The organism is Methylibium sp. Root1272 (assembly GCF_001425905.1).
Lineage (GTDB): Bacteria > Pseudomonadota > Gammaproteobacteria > Burkholderiales > Burkholderiaceae_C > Methylibium.
The window spans coordinates 202,459-226,508 of record NZ_LMDY01000016.1 but is presented as its reverse complement, the minus strand read 5'-3'; the positions used below and the strand labels follow the sequence as shown (position 1 = coordinate 226,508).

Genomic DNA, 24,050 nt, shown 5'->3' with positions numbered 1-24,050 from the left:
CTGGACAGAACAAGACGAGGGGACCGATGTTTTTGCTGATCGAGCGGCGCGGCAGACGCCGGAGTGCGCCATGAAGGTGCTGGTACTGGGCTCCGGCGCGGGCGGCGGCTGCCCGCAGTGGAACTGCAACTGCGCGATGTGCGCCGCCGCGCGCAGCGGCACGCGGCTGATCCGGCCGCGCACGCAGAGTTCGATCGCCATCTCTCCCGACGGCCAGCGCTGGGTGCTGCTGAACGCCTCGCCCGACATCGGCCAGCAACTGCGGGTACAGCCCGCGCTGCACCCGAAGCACGGCCTGCGCGATTCACCGATCAAGGCGGTGGTGTTGATGGATGCACAGATCGACCACGCGACCGGCCTGCTCAGCCTGCGCGAGGGCCCTCCCATCGAGCTGTACGTGACGCCCTGCGTGTTCGAAGACCTCACCACCGGCCTGCCCATCCTCACCGTGCTGGACCACTACTGCGGCGTGCACTGGCACATGCTGCCGGTGGCCGGCGAGCAGCGCGTGGCCGAGTTCAGCGTCGACGGCTTCGAGACGCTGCGCTTCCGCGCCGTCGCCATTCCGGGCAAGGCGCCGCCGTATTCGCCGCACCGCCACGACCCCAAGGTGGGTGACAACATCGCGCTCGAGGTCACCGACCGCATGACCGGCAAGCGGCTGTTCTACGCACCGGGCCTGGCCGACGTGGGCGACGTGGAACTGGAGTGGATGCGCGACGCCGACTGCCTGTTGGTCGACGGCACCTTCTGGACCGAGGACGAGATGGTGCAGGCCGGCCTGGGCAGCAAGTTCGCCGCCGACATGGGCCACCTGCCGCAGAGCGGCTCGCCGCAGCGCGGCGGCATGATGGACGCGCTCGACCGCACCGGCGCCCACCGCAAGCTGCTGATCCACATCAACAACAGCAACCCCATCCTCGACGACTACGGCACCGAGCGCGCCGAACTGGCGCGCCGCGGGATCGAGGTGGCGCACGACGGCATGGAGATCGTTTTGTGACTGGTGAGAAGTCGCTCGCCCCGCCCTGGTCCCCCGCCGAGTTCGAGGCGCGCCTGCGCGCCAAGGAGTCCGGCTATCACATCCACCACGCCTTCAACAAGCGGCTCAACAGCGGCGCGCTGCAGCCCTTCCAGGTGCGCGGCTGGGTGGCCAACCGCTTCTACTACCAGCAGGCGATCCCGATGAAGGACGCCGCGGTCATGGCCAATTGCGAGGACCGCGCCACGCGGCGCCGCTGGATCGAGCGCATGCTCGACCACGATGGCCATGGCGACCACGAGGGTCCCAACGCCGGCGGCATCGAGACCTGGACGCGCCTGGGCATGGCCGTAGGCCTGAGCCGCGACGACCTCTGGTCGCACCGCCACGTGCAGCCCGGCGTGCGCTTCGCGGTCGATGCCTACGTGAACTTCGCGCGCCGCGCGCCCTGGCGCGAGGGCGTGATCTCCTCGCTGACCGAGATGTTCGCGCCCAAGATCCACGCCGACCGGCTGGCCGGCTGGCCCAGCATGTACCCGTGGATCGCCGCCGAGGGCCTGGCCTATTTCCGCAGCCGCATCCCGCTGGCGCAGCGCGACGTGGAGCACGGGCTCGAGGTCGCCATCGCGTTCGGCGACACCCGTGCGAAACAGGAGCGTGCCATCGAGATCCTGCAGTTCAAGCTCGACGTGCTGTGGTCGATGCTCGACGCCGTGGAGCGCGCCTACCCCGACGACCTGCCGGAGGACCGCCGACCATGAGCGCTGTCGCCGACACCGCCTGCCCGCGCCTCGCGCCGATGTACCGCCTGCAGTTCGAGCCCGCGCAGGACTGCTGGGTGCTGCTCTACCCCGAGGGCCTGGTCAAGCTCAACGGACCGGCCAGCGAGATCCTCAAGCGCTGCGACGGCAAGGCGAGCGTGATCGAGATCACGGCCGACCTCGAGCGCAGCTTCAGCGCCGAGGGACTGCGCGGTGACGTCGACGACTTTCTGCAACACGCCTATGAACGCAACTGGATCGTCTGAGGAAGTGCACGACATGGGCGTGCCCTCGGGCCAGCTCCGGTCTGCGCCCGGTGCGCCGATGTGGCTGCTCGCGGAGCTCACGTACAAGTGCCCGCTGCACTGCGTGTTCTGCTCCAACCCGACCGACTACGCCGACCACCTGAGCGAGATCGGCACCGAGGACTGGAAGCGCGTGTTCCGCGAGGCCCGCAAGATGGGCGCGGTACAGCTTGGCTTCTCGGGCGGCGAGCCGCTGCTGCGCGACGACCTGGAGGAGCTGGTGGCCGAGGCCCGCCAGCTCGGCTACTACACCAACCTCATCACCTCCGGCATCGGCCTGACCGAGAAGCGCGCGCGCGCGCTGAAGGACGCCGGGCTCGACCACATCCAGCTGAGTTTCCAGGACTCCACCAAGGAGCTGAACGACTTCCTGTCGTCCACCCGCACCTTCGACCACAAGAACAAGGTCGCCGCCATCATCAAGTCGCTCGGCTACCCGATGGTGCTGAACTGCGTGATGCACCGCTACAACCTGCCGCACGTGGACCGCATCATCGGCATGGCCGAAGCCATGGGCGCCGATTTCCTGGAGCTGGCGAACACCCAGTACTACGGCTGGGCCTGGCTCAACCGCGCCGCGCTGATGCCCACGCCCGACGAGTTGCACGCCGCCGAGGCCATCGTCGACAGCCACCGCCAGCGGCTGGCCGGCCGCATGAAGATCCTGTGGGTGTCGCCCGACTACGTGGACGCCAAGCCCAAGCCCTGCATGGCCGGCTGGGGCGCGGTGTTCATGGTGATCGCGCCCGACGGCACGGCCCTGCCCTGCCACAGTGCGCGCATGCTGCCGGGCTTCGATTTCCCCAAGGTCACCGAGCACAGCATCTCCAGCATCTGGCGCGACAGCGACGCCTTCAACCGCTACCGCGGCACGTCGTGGATGAGCGACACCTGCCTGAGCTGCGACCAGCACCCGGTCGACCACGGTGGCTGTCGCTGCCAGGCCTTCCTCGTCACCGGCGACGCGGCGGCCACCGACCCGGTGTGCCCGAAGAGCCCCGACCGCCACCTGATCGACGCCGCCCTCGATGCCGCGGTGGCCCAGGCCGGCAGCGCGCTCAGCGCCACGCCGCAGCCGCTGCGCTTCGTGCCCGGCGCGGCGCGCAGCGGCGACCTCTGGTACCGCACCGACGCGAACTCGCGCACGCTGTCCGACGACGGGCACGGCCCGCAGCACGACACCGAGCCCGCCGCCGCCGAGACGCGGTGATGCGCCGCCCCGGCCTCGCCCGCCGCGAGATCGGCCCGCGATGCTGAGCGTCAGCGGCCTCACCAAGCGCTACGGCGAGCGCGCGGCGCTGCAGTCGCTGAGCCTCGCGCTGCGCCCCGGCGAGTTCACCGCGCTGCTGGGCCCCAACGGCGCCGGCAAGTCCACGCTGTTCCAGGTGCTCACCGGTCTGTTCGCCGCTGACGAGGGCGAGGTCGAGGTGGCCGGCCACTCGCTGCGCCACGACGCGCCGGCCGCGCTTCGCCACATCGGCGTGGTGTTCCAGCAGATCTCGCTCGACCTCGACCTGAGCGTGCGCCGCAACCTGCTGTTCCACGCCGACCTGCACGGCCTGCCGCGCGCGCTGGCCCGCGAGCGCATCGCCGCCGACAGCGCACGCCTCGGCATCGCCGCGGCCGACCTGGACCGCAAGGCGCGCGAGCTGTCGGGCGGCAACCGCCGCAAGGTGGAGCTGGTGCGCGCCGGCCTGCACCGCCCCGAGGTGCTGCTGATGGACGAGGCCACCGTGGGCCTGGACCCGAAATCCCGCCACGACCTGCTGGCCGCGCTGCGCGAGGACGTGCGCACGCGCGGCGTCTGCGTGCTGTGGGCCACGCACTGGGTCGAGGAAGCCGAGCCGGCCGACCGCGTGCTGGTGCTGCACCAGGGCCGGCTGCTGGCCGACGGCACGCCGGCCGACGTGACGGCGGCCCTGGGCGGCGCCACGCTGGAGCAGGGCTTCATCGCCCGCACCAGCGGAACGAGTGGACCGGCGATGCGGGAGGCCGCGTGAGCGAGCCCCAGGAGCGACGCCGCGGACCGGCGCATGCGCTGCAGGCGCTGCGCGCCATCGTGATGCGCGAGCTGTTGAAGTTCTCGCAGCAGACCGGCCGGCTGCTGTCGGCGCTGGTGCGGCCGCTGCTGTGGCTGGCGGTGTTCGCGGCCGGCTTCCGCCATGTGGCCGACGCTTCGCTGCAGCAGCCCTACGACGTGTACATCGTGCCCGGCCTGGTGGGCATGGTGCTGCTGTTCAACGGCATGCAGTCCTCGCTGTCGATGGTGTACGACCGCGAGATGGGCCTGATGCGCCTGCTGCTCACCGCGCCGCTGCCGCGGCCCTGGCTGCTGTTCTGCAAGCTGTGCGCCACCGCGCTGCTGTCGGCGCTGCAGGCGCTGGCCTTCGTGGCGGTGGCGCTGCTGATCGGCACCGACCTGCCGGCGGGCTGGGCCGGCGGCCTGCATGCGCTGCTCGCGCTGCTGGCCGCCGCGCTGATGCTGGGCGCGCTGGGCCTGCTGCTGTCGGTGCACATCCGGCAGCTGGAGAACTTTGCCGGCACGATGAACTTCGTCATCTTCCCGATGTACTTCCTGTCGACCGCGCTCTACCCGCTGCAGCAACTGCAGGCCTCGGGCGTGCAGTGGATCTACCTAGTGGCCCGGCTCAACCCTTTCACGCACGCCGTGGAATGGATGCGCCTGGCGCTCTACGGCCAGGACCCGGGCATCGCGCCCTGGGTGGTGCTCGGCTGCCTGGGCGTGTTCTTCACGCTGGCGTGCTGGGGCTACGACCCGCAGCGCGGCTTCGGGCAGCTCGCCAAACGCGGCGGCTGAGGCCGGGCCGAACGACAGGCGCCATCCCGCGGTCGGGCAAACTGCCCTGCACCAAACGGCAGGGCCTGGCTAACAATCACCGCGACCGCCGGGCCGGCCTGCCGCCCGCGGTCGGGACACCCCACCGACACGACGGAGGCAGCCATGCGGTCCAAGCTCACCCGGACGATCCGGACACCGATCCCCCTGCGCAGGACGCAAGCCGCATGACGGCCGCCACCGACGCGGCCCGCCGGCCCGGCGGCACACTGCGCGCCAGCGGCCTGCCCGAGCCGATCTGGCTGGAGTGGCTGGCGCTGATCGGGCTGCTGGGCTTCGGCACCTGGCTGCTCGGCGTGCGCGGCGTGTGGGGCCTGCTGCTGAGCTCCGACCCGACCGGCCTCACGCTGGTGATCATCATCATCTTCGTCGCCGCGTCGCTGTGGGCCGGCCGGCGCGCCCGCGAGCTGCAGCAGCAGCGCGCCGCGCTGCACCACGCCATCACCAGCGGCCGGCGCGACGGCGACGGCTGGGCCGCCGCCTACTGGGCCGCGCTGGCGCAACGCCCCACCGACGCCGACGCACCGCTCGACGTGCTGATGGAGCAGACCCACGGCCCGCACGCCACCGCGTGGTGGGTCAACGGCATCCAGCTCAAGCTCGGGCTGCTGGGCAAGGTGATCGGCTTCTCCATCCTCGCGATCCAGATCGGCCAGACCGAGAGCTTCGACGCCGCCCAGTCGCAGGCGCTGCTGAAGAGCCTGACCTCGGGCCTGGGCATCGCGCTGCTGACCACCATGGTGGGCCTGGTGGGCAACATCCTGCTGGGGCTGCAGCTCACGCGCCTGGACCGCTATGCAGACGCGCTGGTGTCCGACACGCAGCGCCACGGCCTGGCCCAAGGCGCCGCCGCGCGTGAAGAGGCCGCCACTGCCGCCGCGGCGGCCGAGAAGCGCGCATGAGCCGCAGGCGTCGTCAGCGCGAGGTCGAGGTCGACCCGTTCTACGACATGTTGTTCAACATGCTCATCGCCTTCGTCTTCTGCTTCATCATCGCGCTGCTGGCGATGAACCCGAAGGCGCTGAAGGCCGGTGACATACCGGCCAAGGCCGAGTTCATCATCACCGTGAGCTGGCCCGACAACAACCCGAACGACCTGGACACCTGGGTGCAGGACCCGGCCGGCGATCTGGTGTGGTTCCGCGCCCGCGAGGCCGGGCTGATGCACCTGGACCGAGACGACCGCGGCCTGGCCAACGACACCATCGTGGTCAACGGCAAGCAGATCGTGAACCCGCTGAACCAGGAAGTGGTCACGCTGCGCGGCATTGCGCCGGGCGAGTACACGGTGAACCTGCAGTACTACGAAACCAAGAACGGCGAGCCGGTGGAGGCCACCGTGTCGCTGGTGAAGGTGAACCCGCGCGCCGAGGTCGTGTACTACGGCACCGCGCAGCTGGCCCGCAAGGGCGACGAGGTCACGGCATTGCGCTTCACCATGCTGCCCGACGGCAGCGTGAACAACATCAACACCCTGCCCAAGACCCTGGTGCAGCCCATCTGATCCGGCCCCTGCCATGACACTCTCCATTGCCATCACCTACGCCGCGCTGCTGGCCCTGACCGCGCTGGCACTTCTGTACTCGCGCTGGCCCGCCTGGCTGAAGGGCCTGCTGGTGGCGGGCGTGACGGTGCTCTACTTCCACGGCTCCGCGGTGCTGCAGGCGGTGTGGGGCCTGCCGGCCGACGAGGCGCTGCCGCCGCGCTTCATCTTGCTGGCGGCCGTGATCGACGAACCGAGCAACTCGCACCCCGGCGCGCTGTATGTCTGGGTGAACCGCATAGAAGACGGCAAGCCCGCGCTCGAGCCGCGCGCCTACAAGCTGCCCTATGCCAAGGACCTGCACGCGCTGCTCAACGAGGGCATGAAGAAGGCCCGCCAAGGCGTGAGCCAGCTCGGCACCTCCGAACCCAAGGCCGGCCGCAAGGGTCTGGCCTGGCTGCGCCCCGGGCGCGACGAGCAGAACGTGAAGATCCGCGACCTGCCCAAGCCGCAGCTGCCGGAGAAATGATGATGACGAGCACGAGCATGACGCGCCGCGCTCTTCTCGCGCCCGGCCTGCTGTGCGCAGCAGCCGCGCTGCTGCTGACGGCCGGCTGCGGCCAGCCGCCCGCCGCGGCCAACCTGTTCCCGCTGGAGCCCGGCCGCTCCTGGGTCTACCGCTCAGTGACCGAGCTGGAAGACAACACGCGCGAGCAGGAGACCATCACGCTGCGCACGCTGGCCAAGGACACGCTGACCGTGGAGCAGGCCGCCGAGCCCGGCCCGGCCTGGCACCGCCACAGCGACGGCGGCGCCGACTACTGGCTGCGCGCCGACGACACCGGCATCTACCGCGTGGCCAGCAAGAGCGAGCTCGACGCCGAGCCGCAGCCCGACGCCACGCGCCGCTACGTGCTGAAGGCGCCCTACACCGTGGGCACGCAGTGGCAGACCGACACCGCACCCTACCTGCTGCTGGAGAACACCAATTTCCCGCGCGAGACCCGCCACCGCCACCCGGCGGTGCCCATGCTGTTCAGCATCACCGCGGTCGACGCCGCGGTGGAAGCCGACGGCCGCCGCTACACCGGCTGCACCAAGGTGGAAGGCAACGGCCAGTTGCGCATCTTCTCCAGCTCGGTGGGCGGCTGGCGCGACGTGCCCATCGTGGCGCGCGAGTGGTACTGCCCCGGCGTGGGCCTGGTGCGGCTGGAGCGCGAGGAGTTGGTGGGTTCGAGTGGGTTGGTGTTTGGGGGGCGGCTGGTGATGGAGTTGGTGGACGAGGGCTGAGGAAGGCTTACAGGCCGAGACCTGTACGCCGAATCGAGTGGAACGAAAGCGCTCGATGGGCGAAAGCCGCTGCGTTTGCCCATCGGACACGTTCGATCGACTTCGACCTTGCGAATCGACCTGTCATCAACGGCTCGACTCTGGGAAGCTTTTTTCAAGGCTAGGAGTCGACCCGAGATCAGAAGACATTCTTCCGGATCGTCGAGAAGCTCTGTCCGCCGAGCGAAACCAGGTCGTCAATCGGTGTCTCCTGAGTCACAACACGGATGATCGTCAGATCGTCGTCGCTCTTGGCACCCCAGTGATGGTCGGACGACGCGGTGACGCTTGAAAACTGCTTGTCTTCAAGCGCGACGACATAACGAGTTTGCTGAAACCCAATGCCCTTTGGTGAACTGCCTCCGGCTGGCGCGCAAAGCGCGTCAAACAGGGTCTTTAGTGTGTTGTCGATGTCTGCGAGTCCGCTGATATTCGTATGAGGTGTAGCGCGCACCAAGATGATCTCCACCGAACATACCCAAGCCAGCGGCAGGATGGAAGTGAACTTTGTGTCGCCAATAATCAGGTTGTTGCTCTGCGAGTAACGCTTCCCCGTGACCGTATGCAAGGCGGCAAGTTGGGACTGAAGCTCTGTATTGGAGCGGATCTGCTCCGCGGCTCCGCCGCCAACCGGGATGCGTGCTTTCAGAACGAGGGTGAATCTCATTTTTACGGCAACGCCCAACGACGAGGAAGCTCTTGTAGTTTGAGTTCAGCGGGCACCGGAGGTGGCCACTGGAACAATTGGTTAGAGCGCATTGACCGAGGTGCGCACTTGAACCACAAGGGCTGCATGGTCAGATATTGCCGATTCCTTATTTTTCGAAGCAATAGAAACGCTGCCGATCTCGGTCACGTATTCAGCACTCTCCACTGAAAGGCTCGGAGCAGCGATGGCATGGTCTATTCGGCTACCTGAAACGTGACTCCAGGGGCCGGACGGGGATGGAACGGTCCAACCGTCTGAGCGCAAACCTGTCAAAGCTAAGGCGCCAACGCTTCGCCCTCTATCAGGATCGGCGTTCAGATCGCCAACGAACAAGATTCTTCGTTGCTTCGATGAGCGAACGATTTCGATGAGTCCCTGCCAGTAAATCCGAAGTTCGCCGCTTGTTTTATATGCGGGCGCACGTACGCCCACTATTTCCATGCCAACGTGCGGCAGCATGACGTGAAGAAAGTTCGACTCTCCACCTTTGTCGGCAGTGTCAGGACCAAGAAGATCACCAATAGTCAAAGGGGTCCGACTGGCAATGAGAACTTGATTATTTTCGTTCAAACGCTCCGAGAAAAGCACATGGATTAGCCCGATATGCGCCATTGCATCCAGAAGCGCGGCTCTAGTGTCGCCGTGAACGTACTCATTGAGAGTGAGTACGTCTGGGTGAAACTTTTCAATGCCCTCGACCAAACGCGGCTTGATCGCGCGCAGACTGGCTTTATGGTTTAGGTTCAACGCGACGATCTTCATAGCTTGTATTTGCAGCGCTCTACGTTTGACAGCAGCCGCCGCAGAAGACGGACCGCAGGAATGAAGGGTCAGGCGTCATAGCTCGCCGCCTACTGACCAGACTTCGACTCCCACTTCCCGCTCTGACTCGGTCTGGCGGCCCGACCCAACGCCTGGGCACATAAAAAAGACGTACTTGAACTGAGCGCTGGTTTGGCTGACCTTCGCCCGATCTCGAGCGAGCTTTCGGTTGTTCGATGTATTCACTGCAGCGAAAACCTCGGCAGCCAACAAACCGCAAGAACTCTCAATATCAGACCCGGGCGATGTGCCGAGATTCACCGTAAACGGCGCCAGCGTTGGATGTAGCTCAAGAAGCTGCCTCACGGCCTTCGCTGATGCCAAATAGGTGAACGTCTGGTTGATTTGTTCGATGAGATTGAGAGGCAACTCTGCATTTAGAGGGTCACAGCCGACGGGCGTGAACTTCATGGACCAAAGTGCCTGAAGCCCGCGGTTCACTGAAACACTTTTGTCGATATCGGCGAGCGCCCGCTCTGCCGATATAGTGATGGCAGTCACTAGCTCGTCAACTTCATCCGAATTACTGATGGCTCGGATTTTCATAACGTTCAGCGTTTGGTCTGAGCGATCAAGAAGCGGCCGGCCACGTGGATCGAACAATACTGCAACATGGAGTGCCGCCAATCGGTGAAGGCCCTTTCTCGAAGAGATCAGGTCTCAATCGCCGCTCCAAACAATGTGAAGCTCATTGCCACTGACTGAGGCGTACTCTTTAGGCAGAAAAAGCATTGGTGCAGGCTTGATGACCTTAACAACGTGGTCGTAGCTGATGGCCAGAAGAAGTAACAAGCCGGCGGTGGCGTTGAGGACATTCTTCAGGTTTGCGTCCGCGAAGTGTTCCTGTCGATGGTGCTTGACCTTGTTATTCGCCGTCCACCAAAAAGGCGGAGATTCTGGCTTTTCCCACTCTTTCCATGGTGTGAACAACATGCCGAACCTCGGCATTGGAACTTTTACTTCCGGCAATCGTGGATAGGCCGAAAGAATGACACGCTGATAGGCATTGATGCTCTTTGCTCCGCTGTCAGGATCAAGTCGGCGGCAAATTCTCTTGGAAACCACATCAGCCTCGGCGGCGGCGGCCATCAGCAGACGCGCGAGTTCAATCGAGTAAGTGGATTCATTGACCGCGCTGAATTCGATCCATCGAGATAGGCGACCAACATCTTCCTCGAGAGCGAGGAAGTAGTTCCAATGTGGATCGCGCTCGTTGTGTTGGATGCCCATGATGAGACCTTCCTTAGCCGCGCAGTGGGTCTAACGCCAAACCCCTTGCGGATGGTCTCGTAGTAGACCGTCTGCGCCAGCAATTCCGACCGGGCTTCACTCGTGAAGCGAGCGAGTTTCACGGGGCGATACGCCGCGCTTCCGCAAAGACATCTTCGGCGGCGTAGGTCTGCACCTCTCCGCGCTCGTAGGCGGCCACACAGCGCTCGATCTCCTTGGCCCACGCAGCCTCGACCTCGGCCATAGGCGAGTCGTGAAGCGACTCGATGAGAAGGTCAACGAGGCGCGAGCGTTCCTCGGCAGGAAGGCTGCGGGCTTGTTCAGCGAGGTCAGCGACGACATCCGGCATGGTGAGGCTCCTAGCGACGGACTGATGATACTCAGCCACCTACTTGGCGCGTACGTGAGAGGCAGTGGACCTTCCAACGTCTGACTTAATTAGGCATCAACCGGCTCGATCATGTAGAACCACTTGCTGCGCTCCCACTTCGAAGGCTGGCGTGCGGGGTTCCATGTATGCCAGACGATACTGCGTCCGCGCAGAGACTCAGCCTGAGCTGAGATCAAGGGGATGTGCCTTGAAAAGGCTCCTCCCATCTGGATTCGCAGCGTTTGCTTGTCGCTTTCGACAGTGAGAACGAGATACGACGTGTCGTTGTTCATTTGCAGCTGTCGGCCAGACATGACTTCGAGCGACACCAGCTGCCAATTTTCACCGTCGCCATTGACTTCGCTGACCTTCGACGCAGCCGACTCCGCATCGATCTGATTCGAGTACGCGACCACATCGGCTTCGCACACGGACTCAGCAATGTCGTCGAAGAGCGCTCGCACGTCGGCAAGCGCCTTCACTCGCTTGTAGGGCGTTTTACTCTTTACATGAGTGCCTCCAACTACCCACCCTCCATCGACCTTGACTGGTTGGAAGTTCTCATTGTGTCGAGTTCGCATAGCCTTCGCTGCCCGTTCTGTCTCCTCGTAGCTCGTGTACAGCTGCTTGCCGCTGTTGTTCTCCATGGCTACTCCGCGCGTCGTGCGTTCTCGACCATCATCACGATCGGTCGAAGATCAGTGGCGTCCGCGTTGGAGAACATGCCCATTTCCGAAAGGGCTTGTATGACCGCATCCACGTCACCGTGCAATTCCTTCAGGGACTCCGCGATGATGTGTTCGACAACGTCCACGTGGTCGATTCGGAGGGATGCTATCCACTCTCCGCGCAAGTAGGCGCTGCGATCAATCTGAGCGATGAGATCGCTGGGACTGGTTACATTGGCGTCGTATTGGCCAGGCCCAATGGTGAACTGACTAACCTCGCCGTCATCCAGACCGCCAGCGCGCTCTGACTTCCTTGTGCCATGTACCGTTATCACTGTGGTCACGTTCATGAGGTATTGCTAGAGCAGTGGTGGGTACTTGAGTGTCGAAAGAGGTGGGCGGAACCGGCTGCAATCACGTGACGCTGATGGTGAGTGTAGGCCGCCGGCAGGCTTTGATTCCTGCTGAGGAGTGCCGGCTGAGGGTGAGTTGACGCGTAACTAGATTTAGATGCCATGGACGTTATCTGCGCGGATCTAACGCAATCCCTCCACCACTCGCCATGGGAAAAGGACGCCCAATTTGTTGTGGAGCGGAGGTGCGTGAGACGGCCTAATGAAACCCGGCGCTGGGCCAGTTGATAGGCGAACCCGACAAGGCCCTTCTCCCACTTCGATGTCGATGACGGCCTTGCACAGGCCTCGCCAAAAAAGGCGCGCCGCGGCCCTACACCCCCGGCCCCCCCAACCCATGCTCCCGCGCGTAATTCAGCAACTCCACCGCACTCCCCACCCCCAGCGCCTGCCGAATGCGCGTCTGGTAGTTGGCCACGGTCTTGGTGCTGAGGCGCAGGGTCTGCGCAATCTCTTCCACGCCGCGGCCGGCCAGCAGTTGCTGCAGGATGTCGAACTCGCGGCTCGACAGCCGGGTGTGCGGCGGGCCGCCCTCGGCGCGCGCCGCGAGCGCGGCCACGTCGGGTGACAGTGCGATCTCGCCGCGCGCCGCCTGGCGCACCGCCGTCACCAGCACCTCGGGGGCGCTGCTCTTGGTCACGAAGCCCGCCGCGCCGGCGCGCAGGCACTGGTCGAGCATGGCCGCGCTGTCGTGCATGGTGAACACCAGCACGGACAACTCGGGCCGCCGCTGCGCCAGGCGGCGCAGCAGCTCCAGCCCGCTGCGGCCGGGCATGGAGAGGTCCAGCACCAGCAGGTCGATGTCGTCGCCGCCGTTGCCGGCCAGCGCGCTGTAGGCCGACTCGGCGTCGCCGTACTCCGCCACCACGGCGATATCGGCCTCCAGTTCCAGCAGGCGGCGGTAGCCGGCGCGCACGACCGCATGGTCGTCGGCCAGCGCCACACGCAAGGGCCCGGGCATTTGGCTCACGGTCACGACGTTCTCTCCTGCTGTTCAGCGCTTGTCTGGGTGCTGATGTTGTTGACGTTGCTGCCGTCGATCACGGCAAAGGGCAGCCGTGCATGCAGCTTCAAGCCGGGGCCGCCGGCGCCCGCCGCCGCCACGGACGCGGGCTGCCATTCCAGGTCGCCGCCGGCCGACCACACGCGGTCCTTCACGCCGGCCAGGCCGTTGCCGCGCTGCCAGGCGCCGGCGTCGTCGAGCCCGCAGCCGTCGTCTTCCACCGCCCAGTCCAGCAGGGCCGTGGCGGCGCCGGGCGCGCGTTCGATGCGCACGCTCAGCCGCGCCTCGCTCGCCCGGGCGTGCCGGGCCACGTTGGTCAGCGCCTCCTGGCTGATGCGGTACACGGTGAGCACCAGTTCGCGCGGCAGGCGGTCGCCGTCGTCGAGCCCCACGCTGTCGAAGGCCAGCGTGTAGCGCGTGCTGCGGCCCGGCGACTGCACCCAGGCCTGCACCAGCGTCTCCAGCAGCACGCGCAGGCGTTCCACGCTCTCGCCGCCGTCGGCTTGCGCGTTCTCCGCGGTGCCCAGCGGTCGCAGTCGCGTCAGCAGCGCCCGCACCTCGCTCTGGATGCGCGAGCAGTGCTCGCTCATGCCGGCCACCACCGCCGCGAGTTCGGGTTCGCCGCTCAGCCGGCGTTGCAGCCAGCTCGCGTCCACGCGCAGCGCGGTCAGGTGCTGGCCCAGTTCGTCGTGCAGCTCGCGGGCCAGGTGGTTGCGCTCGTCTTCCTGCAGCGTCAGCACCTGCGCGCCCAGCAGGCGGCGGCGGGCCTCGGCCTCCTCCAGCGCACCGGCCAGGTGGCGCAGCGCGTGGGCTATCACGTCCAGCTCGCGGATCGGCATGGCCGGCAGCGCGCGCACTTCGCTCAGGTCCTGCCGCTCCACCTGTTCGATGGCCGACAGCAGCGGCGCGAGCGCGCGGAACGAACGCCGCACGCGCCAGTGCATCACCCCCAGCATCAGCAGGCCGCAGCCGGCCAGCAGGCTCATCATCTCCACCAGCTGCACCAGCGACTCGCGCTGTTCGCTGTCGTGCGAGGCGATCCACTGCACCTGCCAGGCCGGCCCGTCCGGCCGCGGCAGCGCCGCCGCCACGGTCTGCGGCCGCGGCGGCGCGAACAGCACGCGGTTCAGCTGCACCAGCAGGCCCAGCACGGCCGAAGCCGGCGGCTCGGGCTTGGGCTCCAGCCGCACCTGGCCGGCGCCGTCGAGCAGCCGCACGTCGAGGTGGCGCGAACCGCCGGCGTCGCGCAGCGCGCGCACGGCGGCCACCAGTTCGTCGTCGTCGATCGTGCTGGCGGCGATCAGCAGGGCGCTCATCTCGGCCTGGGCCAGCGCGCCCGAGAGCTCGTCGCGCATGTCCTCGCGGGCCCGCCACAGCCCCACCAGCAGCGCGAGCAGCAGCGCCCCCAGCACCACCACCAGCGCGCCGCGCATCACCAGGCGCGGCAGCTCCAGCGGCGCCGGCGCGGCCGGTACGTCGGGAAGAACTCCCGGCGTACCGGCGGGAGGAAGCACCACAGAATCAGGACGAGTCATCACCAACGAAGCAGCAAGGAGAGAGCGACGATGCAGGCCCGGATGGAGGCCCTACGCCCAGCGAGCGGCGTGCCGAGCGGCCGGCCCGTGATGCGCGCGATGCCGTCCGCTGATATGCCGACGCAGTGTGCACGAGCGCGCGGTACTTTCGCGGTTCGGAACGCCGCGCCGGGCCCTGCCGCATCGGCGGCCTTCGGTCGCCTCGCGGCCCTGGCGAGCGCCGGACCGGCGTCGCTGGCAGCGCTTCGCTGCCGCACCCCACGGGCCGTTCTCCGGCCCCGTCGCTGACTCCGTTTTCCCCCGTGTCCCTCTGGGCGAGCCTGGCGTTGCCGCGCCTGATGGGCTGGCCCCTGCACCCCGCCCGATGCCTGCATCGGGCGGGGTATTTTTTAGCGGCACGGGCCGAGCCGGGCCTGCGAGCAATCGGTTCTTCCCCCAATGCTCAGGCGTTCAACTCGGGAATTTCTCCCGACCCGACCCGCGGTGCACCGCACACACAATCGCCGGTCGTTGTGACACCCATAACTAGATCAGGAGACTTGACGGTGACTCGCATTCTCGAAACCCGGCCTGCGCGGTCTGCACTGCCGGCCCGTTCTACACCGTCGCCGATCGCGCGCGCACTGGCCGCCCTCGGGTGGCTGGGCCTGCCGCTGATCGCAGTGCCCACCACCGCCACAGCCCAGGCCGCCGCCGCGCAGCTCGATCGCGTGGAGATCATCGGCGTCTCGCCGCTGCCCGGCCAGGGCATCGACCGCAACATCCTTCCCTACTCCACCCAGGTCATCAAGCGCGACGCCATCGACGGCTCGCAGACCGTGAACCAGACCGACTACCTGAACCGCCGCGTGGTCGGCGTGCAGGTGAACGAGATCCAGGGCAGCCCCTTCCAGGGCGACCTCACCTACCGCGGCTTCCGCGCCTCGCCGCTGCTCGGCGCCGGCCAGGGCCTGTCGGTCTACCTCGACGGCGTGCGCATCAACGAGCCCTTCGGCGACGTCGTCAACTTCGACCTGATCCCCGAATTCGCGATCAACACGCTGTCGCTCGTGCCGGGTGCGAACCCGGCCTTCGGCCTCAACTCGCTGGGCGGTGCGCTGGCCTACACCACGCACGACGGCCGCACGGCGCCGGGCTTCCGCGCCGACCTGTCGGCCGGCAGCTTCGGCCGCAAGCGCGCGGACCTGAGCTACGGCCGCAGCGACGACGCCGGCTGGCACCAGTACGTGGCCGTCACCGGCTTCGACGAGGACGGCTGGCGCGATGCCTCCGACGGCAAGCTCGGCCAGTTCTTCGGCAAGCTGGGGCACGACGACGGCACCACCAGCTGGAGCATCGGGGCGCTGTACGGTCACAGCAACCTGGTGGGCAACGGCCTGCTGCCGGCCTACACCATCGACGACGGCGCGCTGACCAAGGACCTGTACTTCACGCGCCGCGAGGCCGTCTACACCTACCCCGACCAGACGCGCAACAAGCTCGGCCAGCTCAGCTTCAACGGCCAGCACACCATCGACGCCAACAGCTCGCTGTCGGCACTGCTCTATGTGCGCAAGAGCTCGCGCAGCACGATCAACGGCGACGAGGCCGAGGAAGAGCCGGAGGATCCGGGCGATCCGACCGCCGCGTTCAACAGCACCGCGACCACGCAGACCGGCTACGGCGCGGCACTGAGCTATTCGCGCGTCAGCGGTCCGCACCAGTGGCAGGTGGGCGCCAGCGTGGACCGTTCCCGCGTCAACTACAGCCAGTACGAGCAGGAAGGCTTCTTCACCGACGCCCGCGGCGTGATCCCGGCGCCGGGCGAGGACCGCGAGCTGTCGGCCCACGTGGACGGCAAGTCCACCCACTACGGCGTGTACGCCACCGACACCTGGCAGGTCGCGCCGCGCACCCACGTGACGGGCACCGCGCGCTACAACCATTCGGCCGTCAGCAACCAGCTCACCACGCGTGACGACGACACCGGCGTCATCGAGGACAAGCCCAACGAGCGCTTCACCTACAACAGCGTGAACCCGGCGCTCGGCATCGCGCACCGCATCGGCGAGGCCGCCACCACGCCCACGCTGTTCGCCAACGTGGCGCGCAACACGCGCGTGCCCACCGTCATCGAGCTCGGCTGCGCCGACCCCGACGAGCCCTGCCGCCTGCCGGCCGGGCTGCAGGCCGACCCCTACCTGAAGCAGGTGAAGTCGACCACCGTCGAGGCCGGTCTGCGCTGGCCCATCGCGCCCGGCATGCGCTTCAACCTGGCCGCGTACCACACCGACAACAAGGACGACATCCTGTTCCGCAGCACCAGCGTGACCGGACAGCTCGGCTATTTCGCCAACTTCCCGAAGACGCGCAACCAGGGCGTGGACACCGAGTTCGCGGTGTCGAGCGGCGCGTTCGACTACGGCATCGGCTACAGCTTCCTGAAGGCCACCTACGAGGCCAACGGCGTGCTGCGCCAGGGCGAGCGCAACGTGACCATCACGCCGGGCACCCGCATCGCCGGGCTGCCGCGCCACACGCTGAAGATGGCGGTGGACTGGCGCGTGGGCGGCGGCTTCACGGTCGGCAGCGATCTGCAGGCGGTGACGAGCCGCGGCGTGTCGGGCAACGAGGACGGCCTGCTGGAAGACCCGGAGGTCGGCGAGGACCCCGAGTACAAGCGCGTGCGCCTGCCCGGCTACGCGATCGTGAACCTGCGCGCGAGCTGGAAGCCGAGCGCGCAGTGGGAGCTGTACGCCAACGTCAACAACGTCTTCGACCGCCGCCACGAGACCTTCGGCGCGCTGGCCGAGACCATGTTCGACGCCAACGGCACCTACACCGGCGAGGAAGCCGACGCGCTGTTCGTGGCCCCGGGCGCGCCGCGCGCCTTCTTCGTGGGACTGCGCTACCGCTACTGATCGCGCAGCGCAGACCGCGCCCGATCCCGCCCCCGCCGGTGCTCGCCACCGCCGGGGGTTTTTCATTGGCGCGCGCTCTCGCCGCCGGCGCCGGGGCGTGACACACTGTCCGCGCTTTGGCACATCACGCCACACTGCGAACGGCCCGTGCCCTGCCGGCCACGCCGCCAGCCACCGCGGCGGGCCGGGAACAGCGATTGCTCTGAACCCTGGCTCACGCCGCACCTGCCTTCCCCGACCCGATGCTCATGACCGCCCGTTCGACCTTGCGGCCCGCCACCGACAGCGCGGTGGTCGTGCGTGCGCCCGGCCGGCTGCACCTGGGCTTCCTCGATCCGTCGGCGACGCTGGGGCGGCGCTTCGGCAGCCTCGGGCTCGTGATCGATGACTTCGACACCGTGGTGGCGCTGCGCCGCGACACGCGCGACCATGGCGAGGCGCAGGACGGCCCGGCCGCGCAGGAGGCGCTGGCGCGCGCGCGCTCGCATGTGGCGACGCTGCAGCGCGCCTTCGGCCTGGCCGACACCCCGCTCCACCTGCAACTGCTGCAGCTGCCGCCGCCCCATGCCGGCTTCGGCTCGGGCACCCAGCTCGCGCTGGCGGTGGGCCGCGCCTTCGCCAGCCTGCACGGCCTGACGCTGGCCACGACGGAGATCGCGCGCCTGCTGGGCCGCGGACTGCGCTCGGGCGTGGGCATCGCCGGTTTCGACCAGGGCGGGCTGCTGCTCGACGGCGGCACCGCCGACGACGGCGTGCCGGCCCCGTTGCTGGCGCGCATGGAACTGCCGTCCGCGTGGCGCGTGCTGCTGGTGCTCGACCCGTCGCGCCACGGCCTGAGCGGCGCCGACGAGAAGTCCGCGATCGCCACGCTGCCGGCCTTCACGCAGGCCAGCGCTGCGGCGGTCTGCCACGAGGTGCTGATGCGCGTGCTGCCCGGCGCCGCGAGCGGCGATTTCGCGCTGTTCGCCGAAGGCGTGAGCGCCGTGCAGCGCCAGGTGGGCGCGCATTTCGCGCCGGCCCAGGGCGGCCAGCTCTACGCCAGCCCGGCGGTGGCGCGGCTGTGCGAATGGATCGCCCGGCAGCGCGTGGCCGCCACCGGCCAGAGCTCGTGGGGCCCGACCGGCTTCGCGATCCTGCCGTCCGAGGCCGACGCCGAAGCCGTGGTGGCCGCCGCGCGCGCGGCCGGCATGGTGGACGCGGCGCTGCAGCTGCGCACCGTGAGCGCCCGCGCGCACGGCGCCTCGATCGAAGTTCGACCCAGCCTGTGAATACCGACGTTCTCCCCGACCCCGACGACGACGACCTGAAAGCGACCGCGATGGAACGCCCCTACATCCTCCACATGATCACGCCGGGCAAGCAGATGAGCCCGTTCGACATCAACATGGCCGCCGACGCCGGCTACCAGCTGCTGCCGACCTACAGCGAGGTCACGCTCGACGGCGTGACCGGCCTGACGCAGGACGCGATCTTCTCGCGCGGCCCCAAGGGCGTGGTGCGCACCGGCATCTTCATCGGCGGGCGCGACGTGCTGCTGGCCGCCGACATGCTGGACGCCGCGCGCAAGGCGATGGTCAAGCCCTTCGTCGTGTCGGTGATGGCCGACCCGAGCGGCTCCTACACCACCGCCGCGGCGCTGGTGGCCTGTGTCGAAGGACAGCTGCGCAAGGTGCACGGCACCGACCTGGCCGGCAAGCGCGTGGTCATCCTCGGCGGCGGCGGCACCGTGGGCCGCATCGCCGGCGTGCTGGCGCAGCAGCTCGGCGCCGACGTGCGGCTGTCCAGCCGCGGCGGCGTGGAGGCCGCGCAGCGCGCCGCCGACGAGACCAATGTGCGCTTCGGCAGCGCGATGAGCGGCGTGTCGGGCAAGGGCGTCGACGCCATCCGCGCGTCGATCGCCGACGCCGACGTGGTGCTGGGCACCGCGGCGGCCGGCGTGCAGGTGATCACCGAGGCCGACCGCGCGGTGGCCACGCGGCTGCTGGTGGCCGCCGACGTGAACGCGGTGCCGCCGGAAGGCATCGCCGGCGTCGGCGTGATGGACAGCGGCAAGCTGCTGCCCGGCAGCCGCGCGGTGGGCATCGGCGCGCTGGCGGTCGGCAACGTGAAGTACCAGGTGCAGCACCGCCTGCTGGTGCGCATGCGCGCCGCGGAGAAGCCGGTCTACCTGAGCTTCCCCGAGGCGCTGGCGGTGGCGCGCGAAGTACTGGCCGAGGTATGACCCACCCCCGATGCGCCTGCGGCGCCTCCCCCTCGAGGGGGCGACGCTGGTGGACCGGCAGAGCCGGATCCACGGCGTCTACTGACGGGGGCTGCGGTCGGGCCGACGCTCAGCGTTCTGGAAGCTGACGTGATGACCCCCTTTGTTCACCCCCGAAGCGCCTGCGGCGCCTCCCCCTCGAGGGGGCGACGCTGGTGGACCGGCGGAGCCGGATCCACGGCGTCTGCGCGCGTGGATCGCGGTGGCGTACGCGGGACGCTGACGTGACTGCTGCTTCGAACGGCCGCGCGACGCTGGTGGTCGCGGGGTTGTCCGCGCGGCTGATGGCGGAGGCGGCGGCGCGTGAGGGCTACGACGTGATCGCGCTCGATGTCTTCGGCGACGTGGACACGCGGCGTGCGGCGCGACTCTGGCAGTCGATCGGGCGCGACGACGGGTCGCTCGGCATCGACCCGCAGCGCACGCTCGAGGCCTTGCGCGCGGCGGCGGCCGATCCGCAGGTGCTGGGCTGGGTGGCAGGCAGCGGCTTCGAGGGCCAACCCGAGCTGCTGGGCCGCGGCGCGCAGCTGCTGCCGCTGATCGGCACGCCGGCCGAAACGGTGCTGCGCGTGCGCGACCCGGCCGGCTTCTTCGGTATGCTCGACTGGCTGGGACTGCCGCACCCCGAGGTGCAGCTCGACGAACCCGATCCCCCGCTGGGCTGGCTGCGCAAGGAGGCGCGCGGCACCGGCGGCTGGCACATCCGGCACGCCGACGACCGGCACCCGGTCGACGCCACGCAACAGCCGTATTACCAGCGCGAGGCTGCCGGCACGCCGATGTCGGCGCTGTTCATCGCCAACGGCCGCGAGGCGCGCGTGCTCGGCATCAGCGAGCTGATCGTCCGGCCGCTGGGCGCGCACCACCCGCATGTCTACCGCGGCGCCATCGGACCGGTGGCGCTGCCGGCGGCGCTGGCGGTGGGGCTGGACACCACGCTGCACACGCTGGTCGCCGCCTTCGGACTGCGCGGGCTGTGCAGCCTGGACTTCCTGCTCGACGGCGACCACTGGTCGCTGCTGGAGATCAACCCGCGGCCGTCGGCCAGCGTGGCGATCCATGGCGCACGGACGCCGTGGATGCAGGCCCATGTGACGGCCTGCACCACCGGCGCGCTGGCCGAGGCCGCCACCACCGCACCGCCCGACCTCGCCGCGCTGCGTGGCTGCGAGATCGTGTTCGCGCGCGCCGCGGTGCAGCTGACCGCGGCGCAGGCCGAGGCGCTGGCGGCCCGCGACGACTGCCACGACCTGCCCGCCGCCGGCAGCCGCCACGCGCCGGGCGACCCGCTGTGCAGCGTGGACGCCGATGGTGCGAGCGTGGCCGAAGTGCGCCACCGGCTGGCCGAGAAACGGGCCGCGCTGCGCGCCTCGCTGGCGCAGACTTGAGACCTTCCGACACAACACAACGACGACAGACCCCGAGAGAGACAACGCCATGAGCAGCACCCCGTCCACGCCCGCCTCCGCCTCCGACGCCACCGTCACCCCGCCCTTCGCCGACAGCCCGCTCAGCGTCAACGCCGCGGTGCGCCCGCTGCTGCAGCGCCTGCTCGACGACGCCGACCGCCTGCGCGTGCAGGTCAGCCAGGACGCGAGCGGCGTGCGCATCGTCGACGCCGGCATCGCCGCGCCGGGCAGCGTGGCCGCGGGCGTGCTGATCGGCGAGATCTGCATGGGCGGACTGGGCCGCGTGGAGCTGGCCGCGCAGGGCTTCGGCGACGCGAGCCACGGCTGGCCGACCTGGCTGGAGGTCAGCAGCAGCCAGCCGGTGCTGGCCTGCCTGGCGAGCCAGTACGCCGGCTGGAGCCTGTCGGCCAGCAAGGAAGAAGCGGGCGGCAAGAAGTTCTTCTCGCTCGGCTCCGGCCCGGCGCGCGCGCTGGCCGGCAAGGAAGAGCTGTTCAAGGAGCTCGGCTACCGCGACCCGATCGCCGCCGCCGAGCGCAGCGGCGTGCTGGTGCTCGAGGTGGACCGCGCACCGCCGCCGGTGGTGGTGGAGAAGGTGCTGCGCGACTGCGGCCTGCGCCCCGAGCAGCTGACGCTGATCCTCACGCCCACGCGCAGCCTGGCCGGCACGACGCAGGTGGTGGCGCGCGTGCTCGAGGTGGCGCTGCACAAGGCGCACGAGCTGCATTTCCCACTCGAGCACATCGTGGACGGCGTGGCGAGCGCGCCGCTGCCCTCGCCCGGCGCCGACGGGCTGGACGCGATGGGCCGCACCAACGACGCCATCCTCTACGGCGGCCGCGTGCAGCTCACGGTGCGCGGCGGCGACGACGCGGCGCGGCTGTTGGCCAAGGAGCTGCCGTCGCTGAACTCGCGCGACTACGGCCGCGGCTTCGCCGACATCTTCAAGGCCGCCGAGTACGACTTCTACAAGATCGACGGCGCGCTGTTCGCGCCGGCCGAGGTGTGGGTGTCGAGCCTGGAGTCGGGCAAGACCTGGCATGCCGGCCGCATGAACCTGGAGCTGCTGCGCGGGCAGTGGCTCGACGCGGCCTGAGTCCTCTCCTGCTGCGATGCGTGTTGCCATCTTCACGGACGAGACGGGCTGGCATACGCGCCAGGTGCAGCAGGCGCTGCGGGCGCGCGGCGCCGAGGGCCGCTGCGTCGACCTGGCCGACTGCCGCATCGACACCACCACCGCGTGGCATGGGCTGGTGATTCCCGGCTACGGCCGTGAGCTGCCCGACGCGGCGCTGGTGCGCGGCATCGCCGGCGGCAGCTTCGAGCAGGTGACCAAGCGGCTGGGCGTGCTGCATGGGCTGCGCGAGCTGGGCGTGCCGGTCTACAACGATGCGCGCGCGATCGAGCGCAGCGTCGACAAGTCGATGACCAGCCTGCTGCTGCACGCGGCCGGCATCCCGACCCCGCCGACCTGGGCGATGGAGTCGACCGCGCAGGCGCAGCGCCTGGTCACGCGCGAGAGCGCGGCCGGCCAGGCGCTGGTGCTCAAGCCGCTGTTCGGCTCGCAGGGCAAGGGCCTGCAGCGCGTGGGCTGCGTGGACGGTGCGCACGTGCCGCTGCCGTCGCTGAAGGACTACGGCGAACTCGCCTACCTGCAACGCTACGTCGAGTCGCCGGGCTTCGACTGGCGGGTGCTGGTGGTCGGCGGGCGCGCGATCGCGGCGATGCGGCGCTGCAGCTCTCACTGGATCCACAACGTCAAGCAGGGCGCGAAGGTCGAGCCGGCGGCGCTGACGCCCGAGCTCGCCGCGCTGGCCGAACGCGCCGCCGCGGCGCTGCAGATGGACTACGCTGGCATCGATCTGCTGCCCACCGCCGACGGTCCGCAGGTGCTGGAGGTGAACGGTGTCGCCGCCTGGCAGGGCCTGCAGCGCGTCACGCGCTTCCCGATCGCGCGGGCGCTGGTCGACGATCTGCTGGACCGCAAGCTCGCCACGGTGCGCGCATCGGTGGCGGCGGCCGGCGGCGCACGCCGCGCATGAGCCACCCACGCCCCGCGCGCATCGCGCCGCCGCGCACCGTCTTCCTGCAGGCCTGCCGCCTCGACGTGGCGGTGCGCAAGCCGGGCAACGTGAGTCTGCACTCGGCCGGCCACGGCATGCAGGCGCGGCAGTTCCTCGACAGCGCCGCGGCGGCCGCGCCCGCGCTGTTCACGCCGGGCGCACGGGTCGGCGCGCGCATCGAGGCCGCGATGGCCGCGACGCTGGCGGTCGCGGGTTGCAACACCAACCTGGGCATCGTGCTGCTGTGCGCGCCGCTGGCCGCCGCCCTCGAGCGATGTGCCGGATCGTGGAACGACGATGGCGACGACGAGCGCCCATCGGCACTGCGTGCCGCGCTGGCGCAGGTGCTGGCCGAACTGGACGTGGAGGACGCGCGCGCGGCCTACCGCGCCATCGCGGCAGCCAACCCGGGCGGCCTCGGACGGGCCGAGGCGCAGGACGTGGCGGCCGGGCCGACCGTGGGGCTGCAGGAAGCGATGCGGCTCGCCGCCGACCGCGACCGCATCGCGCACCAGTACGCCACCGGCCACGCCGATCTGTTCGACACCGGGCTGGAGGCGCTGATCCGGCAGGCCGCGCCACCACGACCGATCGATGCCGCTGCGGTGCAGGCGCTGTTCCTCGCCTTCGTCGGCCGCTGGCCCGATTCACACATTGTTCGAAAGTTCGGCGCGGCGGTGGCACAGGCTGTCACCGACGAAGCGGCGCCGTGGTTGCGGCGCGCCGAGAACGGTGAACCGGTCGGCGACGACCCGGCTTTTGCCGCCTGGGACGAAGATCTCAAGGCCCGCGGGCTCAATCCCGGCACGAGTGCGGATCTGACCGTGGCCACACTGTTCATTGCTGGCGCACTCGGCATCGCCGACCTCTCGACTTTCCCATGATTGCGGCGCTGGCATGGAACGTGTAAGTTCACGATGTACTGGCAACGCCCAGTGCTCTTCACATTCAATT

The 24,050-nt window shown here is 68.8% G+C and carries 26 protein-coding genes; 17 read left to right on the top strand and 9 right to left on the bottom strand.

Going from position 1 to position 24,050, the window contains the following annotated elements; genetic code table 11:
• The first annotated feature begins 70 nt into the window (after positions 1-70).
• From pqqB to ASC67_RS16605, 10 genes are all read left to right on the top strand, one after another.
• Positions 71-1,003 (top strand): pyrroloquinoline quinone biosynthesis protein PqqB, encoded by a 933-nt coding sequence (pqqB, locus tag ASC67_RS16650; RefSeq protein WP_056323903.1) that lies wholly within the window; start codon positions 71-73, stop codon positions 1,001-1,003.
• A complete protein-coding gene (gene pqqC, locus ASC67_RS16645) occupies positions 1,000-1,743 on the top strand; it encodes a pyrroloquinoline-quinone synthase PqqC (RefSeq protein ID WP_056323899.1) in 744 nt (247 codons plus the stop codon). Before pqqB ends, pqqC begins: the two co-directional genes overlap by 4 nt.
• Complete coding sequence (pqqD, locus tag ASC67_RS16640) at positions 1,740-2,009, top strand: pyrroloquinoline quinone biosynthesis peptide chaperone PqqD (protein ID WP_056323896.1); 270 nt, start codon at positions 1,740-1,742, stop codon at positions 2,007-2,009. The genes pqqC and pqqD overlap by 4 nt, the downstream gene beginning before the upstream one ends.
• A 13-nt stretch (positions 2,010-2,022) precedes the next feature.
• A complete protein-coding gene (gene pqqE / locus ASC67_RS16635; RefSeq protein WP_056323890.1) occupies positions 2,023-3,258 on the top strand; it encodes a pyrroloquinoline quinone biosynthesis protein PqqE in 1,236 nt (411 codons plus the stop codon).
• 40 nt (positions 3,259-3,298) lie between these two features.
• Positions 3,299-4,048, top strand: coding sequence for an ABC transporter ATP-binding protein (locus ASC67_RS16630; RefSeq protein WP_056323884.1), 750 nt, complete (start codon positions 3,299-3,301; stop codon positions 4,046-4,048).
• Complete coding sequence (locus tag ASC67_RS16625; protein ID WP_082536079.1) at positions 4,045-4,866, top strand: ABC transporter permease; 822 nt, start codon at positions 4,045-4,047, stop codon at positions 4,864-4,866. The genes ASC67_RS16630 and ASC67_RS16625 overlap by 4 nt, the downstream gene beginning before the upstream one ends.
• Positions 4,867-5,072: 206 nt before the next feature.
• Complete coding sequence (locus tag ASC67_RS16620) at positions 5,073-5,807, top strand: hypothetical protein (RefSeq protein WP_056323881.1); 735 nt, start codon at positions 5,073-5,075, stop codon at positions 5,805-5,807.
• Positions 5,804-6,409 carry a hypothetical protein gene (locus ASC67_RS16615; protein ID WP_056323875.1) on the top strand — a complete coding sequence of 202 codons (606 nt, stop codon included), beginning with the start codon at positions 5,804-5,806 and terminating at the stop codon, positions 6,407-6,409. The genes ASC67_RS16620 and ASC67_RS16615 overlap by 4 nt, the downstream gene beginning before the upstream one ends.
• A gap of 13 nt (positions 6,410-6,422) precedes the next feature.
• Positions 6,423-6,917 (top strand): hypothetical protein, encoded by a 495-nt coding sequence (locus tag ASC67_RS16610; RefSeq protein ID WP_056323872.1) that lies wholly within the window; start codon positions 6,423-6,425, stop codon positions 6,915-6,917.
• A 17-nt stretch (positions 6,918-6,934) separates the two neighbouring features.
• Positions 6,935-7,678, top strand: coding sequence for a hypothetical protein (locus tag ASC67_RS16605; protein ID WP_056324272.1), 744 nt, complete (start codon positions 6,935-6,937; stop codon positions 7,676-7,678).
• A 178-nt stretch (positions 7,679-7,856) separates the two neighbouring features.
• Here the strand turns inward: ASC67_RS16605 and ASC67_RS16600 are convergent, their stop codons facing one another.
• From ASC67_RS16600 to ASC67_RS16575, 9 genes are all read right to left on the bottom strand, one after another.
• The gene (locus ASC67_RS16600; protein ID WP_056323869.1) at positions 7,857-8,384 is read right to left on the bottom strand and encodes a hypothetical protein; all 528 of its coding nucleotides are present in this window, start codon (positions 8,382-8,384) and stop codon (positions 7,857-7,859) included.
• Positions 8,385-8,465: 81 nt separating this feature from the next.
• Positions 8,466-9,188 (bottom strand): endonuclease/exonuclease/phosphatase family protein, encoded by a 723-nt coding sequence (locus ASC67_RS20365; protein ID WP_082536078.1) that lies wholly within the window; start codon positions 9,186-9,188, stop codon positions 8,466-8,468.
• Between the two features lie 75 nt (positions 9,189-9,263).
• Positions 9,264-9,794 carry a hypothetical protein gene (locus ASC67_RS20685; RefSeq protein WP_156466806.1) on the bottom strand — a complete coding sequence of 177 codons (531 nt, stop codon included), beginning with the start codon at positions 9,792-9,794 and terminating at the stop codon, positions 9,264-9,266.
• Between the two features lie 114 nt (positions 9,795-9,908).
• Entirely contained in the window at positions 9,909-10,478 is a 570-nt protein-coding gene (locus ASC67_RS20360) for a hypothetical protein (protein ID WP_082536077.1), read from the bottom strand.
• Positions 10,479-10,596: 118 nt separating this feature from the next.
• Entirely contained in the window at positions 10,597-10,827 is a 231-nt protein-coding gene (locus tag ASC67_RS16595) for an addiction module protein (RefSeq protein ID WP_056323866.1), read from the bottom strand.
• An 89-nt stretch (positions 10,828-10,916) separates the two neighbouring features.
• On the bottom strand, positions 10,917-11,495 hold the full coding sequence (locus ASC67_RS16590) for a hypothetical protein (protein ID WP_156466805.1): 579 nt from the start codon (positions 11,493-11,495) through the stop codon (positions 10,917-10,919).
• A 2-nt stretch (positions 11,496-11,497) separates the two neighbouring features.
• On the bottom strand, positions 11,498-11,866 hold the full coding sequence (locus ASC67_RS16585; protein WP_056323861.1) for a hypothetical protein: 369 nt from the start codon (positions 11,864-11,866) through the stop codon (positions 11,498-11,500).
• A gap of 376 nt (positions 11,867-12,242) precedes the next feature.
• Positions 12,243-12,905 (bottom strand): response regulator transcription factor, encoded by a 663-nt coding sequence (locus tag ASC67_RS16580; RefSeq protein ID WP_082536076.1) that lies wholly within the window; start codon positions 12,903-12,905, stop codon positions 12,243-12,245.
• Positions 12,902-14,446: a histidine kinase gene (locus tag ASC67_RS16575; protein ID WP_162245639.1), complete on the bottom strand. Its 1,545-nt coding sequence runs from the start codon at positions 14,444-14,446 to the stop codon at positions 12,902-12,904. The genes ASC67_RS16580 and ASC67_RS16575 overlap by 4 nt, the downstream gene beginning before the upstream one ends.
• Before the next feature lie 566 nt (positions 14,447-15,012).
• Between ASC67_RS16575 and ASC67_RS16570 the strand changes: the two genes are divergently transcribed.
• The 7 genes from ASC67_RS16570 to ASC67_RS16540 all read left to right on the top strand — a co-directional run bounded on the left by ASC67_RS16570 (position 15,013) and on the right by ASC67_RS16540 (position 23,980).
• Complete coding sequence (locus tag ASC67_RS16570) at positions 15,013-17,367, top strand: TonB-dependent receptor (protein WP_235566365.1); 2,355 nt, start codon at positions 15,013-15,015, stop codon at positions 17,365-17,367.
• A gap of 242 nt (positions 17,368-17,609) precedes the next feature.
• Positions 17,610-18,635, top strand: coding sequence for a beta-ribofuranosylaminobenzene 5'-phosphate synthase family protein (locus tag ASC67_RS16565; protein ID WP_056323851.1), 1,026 nt, complete (start codon positions 17,610-17,612; stop codon positions 18,633-18,635).
• 50 nt (positions 18,636-18,685) lie between these two features.
• Positions 18,686-19,588 carry an NAD(P)-dependent methylenetetrahydromethanopterin dehydrogenase gene (locus ASC67_RS16560; protein ID WP_056324264.1) on the top strand — a complete coding sequence of 301 codons (903 nt, stop codon included), beginning with the start codon at positions 18,686-18,688 and terminating at the stop codon, positions 19,586-19,588.
• 263 nt (positions 19,589-19,851) lie between these two features.
• Positions 19,852-21,015, top strand: coding sequence for an ATP-grasp domain-containing protein (locus tag ASC67_RS16555; RefSeq protein ID WP_235566363.1), 1,164 nt, complete (start codon positions 19,852-19,854; stop codon positions 21,013-21,015).
• A gap of 49 nt (positions 21,016-21,064) precedes the next feature.
• On the top strand, positions 21,065-22,129 hold the full coding sequence (gene mch, locus ASC67_RS16550; RefSeq protein WP_056323848.1) for a methenyltetrahydromethanopterin cyclohydrolase: 1,065 nt from the start codon (positions 21,065-21,067) through the stop codon (positions 22,127-22,129).
• A 16-nt stretch (positions 22,130-22,145) separates the two neighbouring features.
• Complete coding sequence (locus tag ASC67_RS16545; RefSeq protein ID WP_056323845.1) at positions 22,146-23,075, top strand: RimK family alpha-L-glutamate ligase; 930 nt, start codon at positions 22,146-22,148, stop codon at positions 23,073-23,075.
• Positions 23,072-23,980, top strand: coding sequence for a triphosphoribosyl-dephospho-CoA synthase (locus tag ASC67_RS16540; RefSeq protein ID WP_056323840.1), 909 nt, complete (start codon positions 23,072-23,074; stop codon positions 23,978-23,980). The genes ASC67_RS16545 and ASC67_RS16540 overlap by 4 nt, the downstream gene beginning before the upstream one ends.
• Positions 23,981-24,050: the final 70 nt, after the last annotated feature.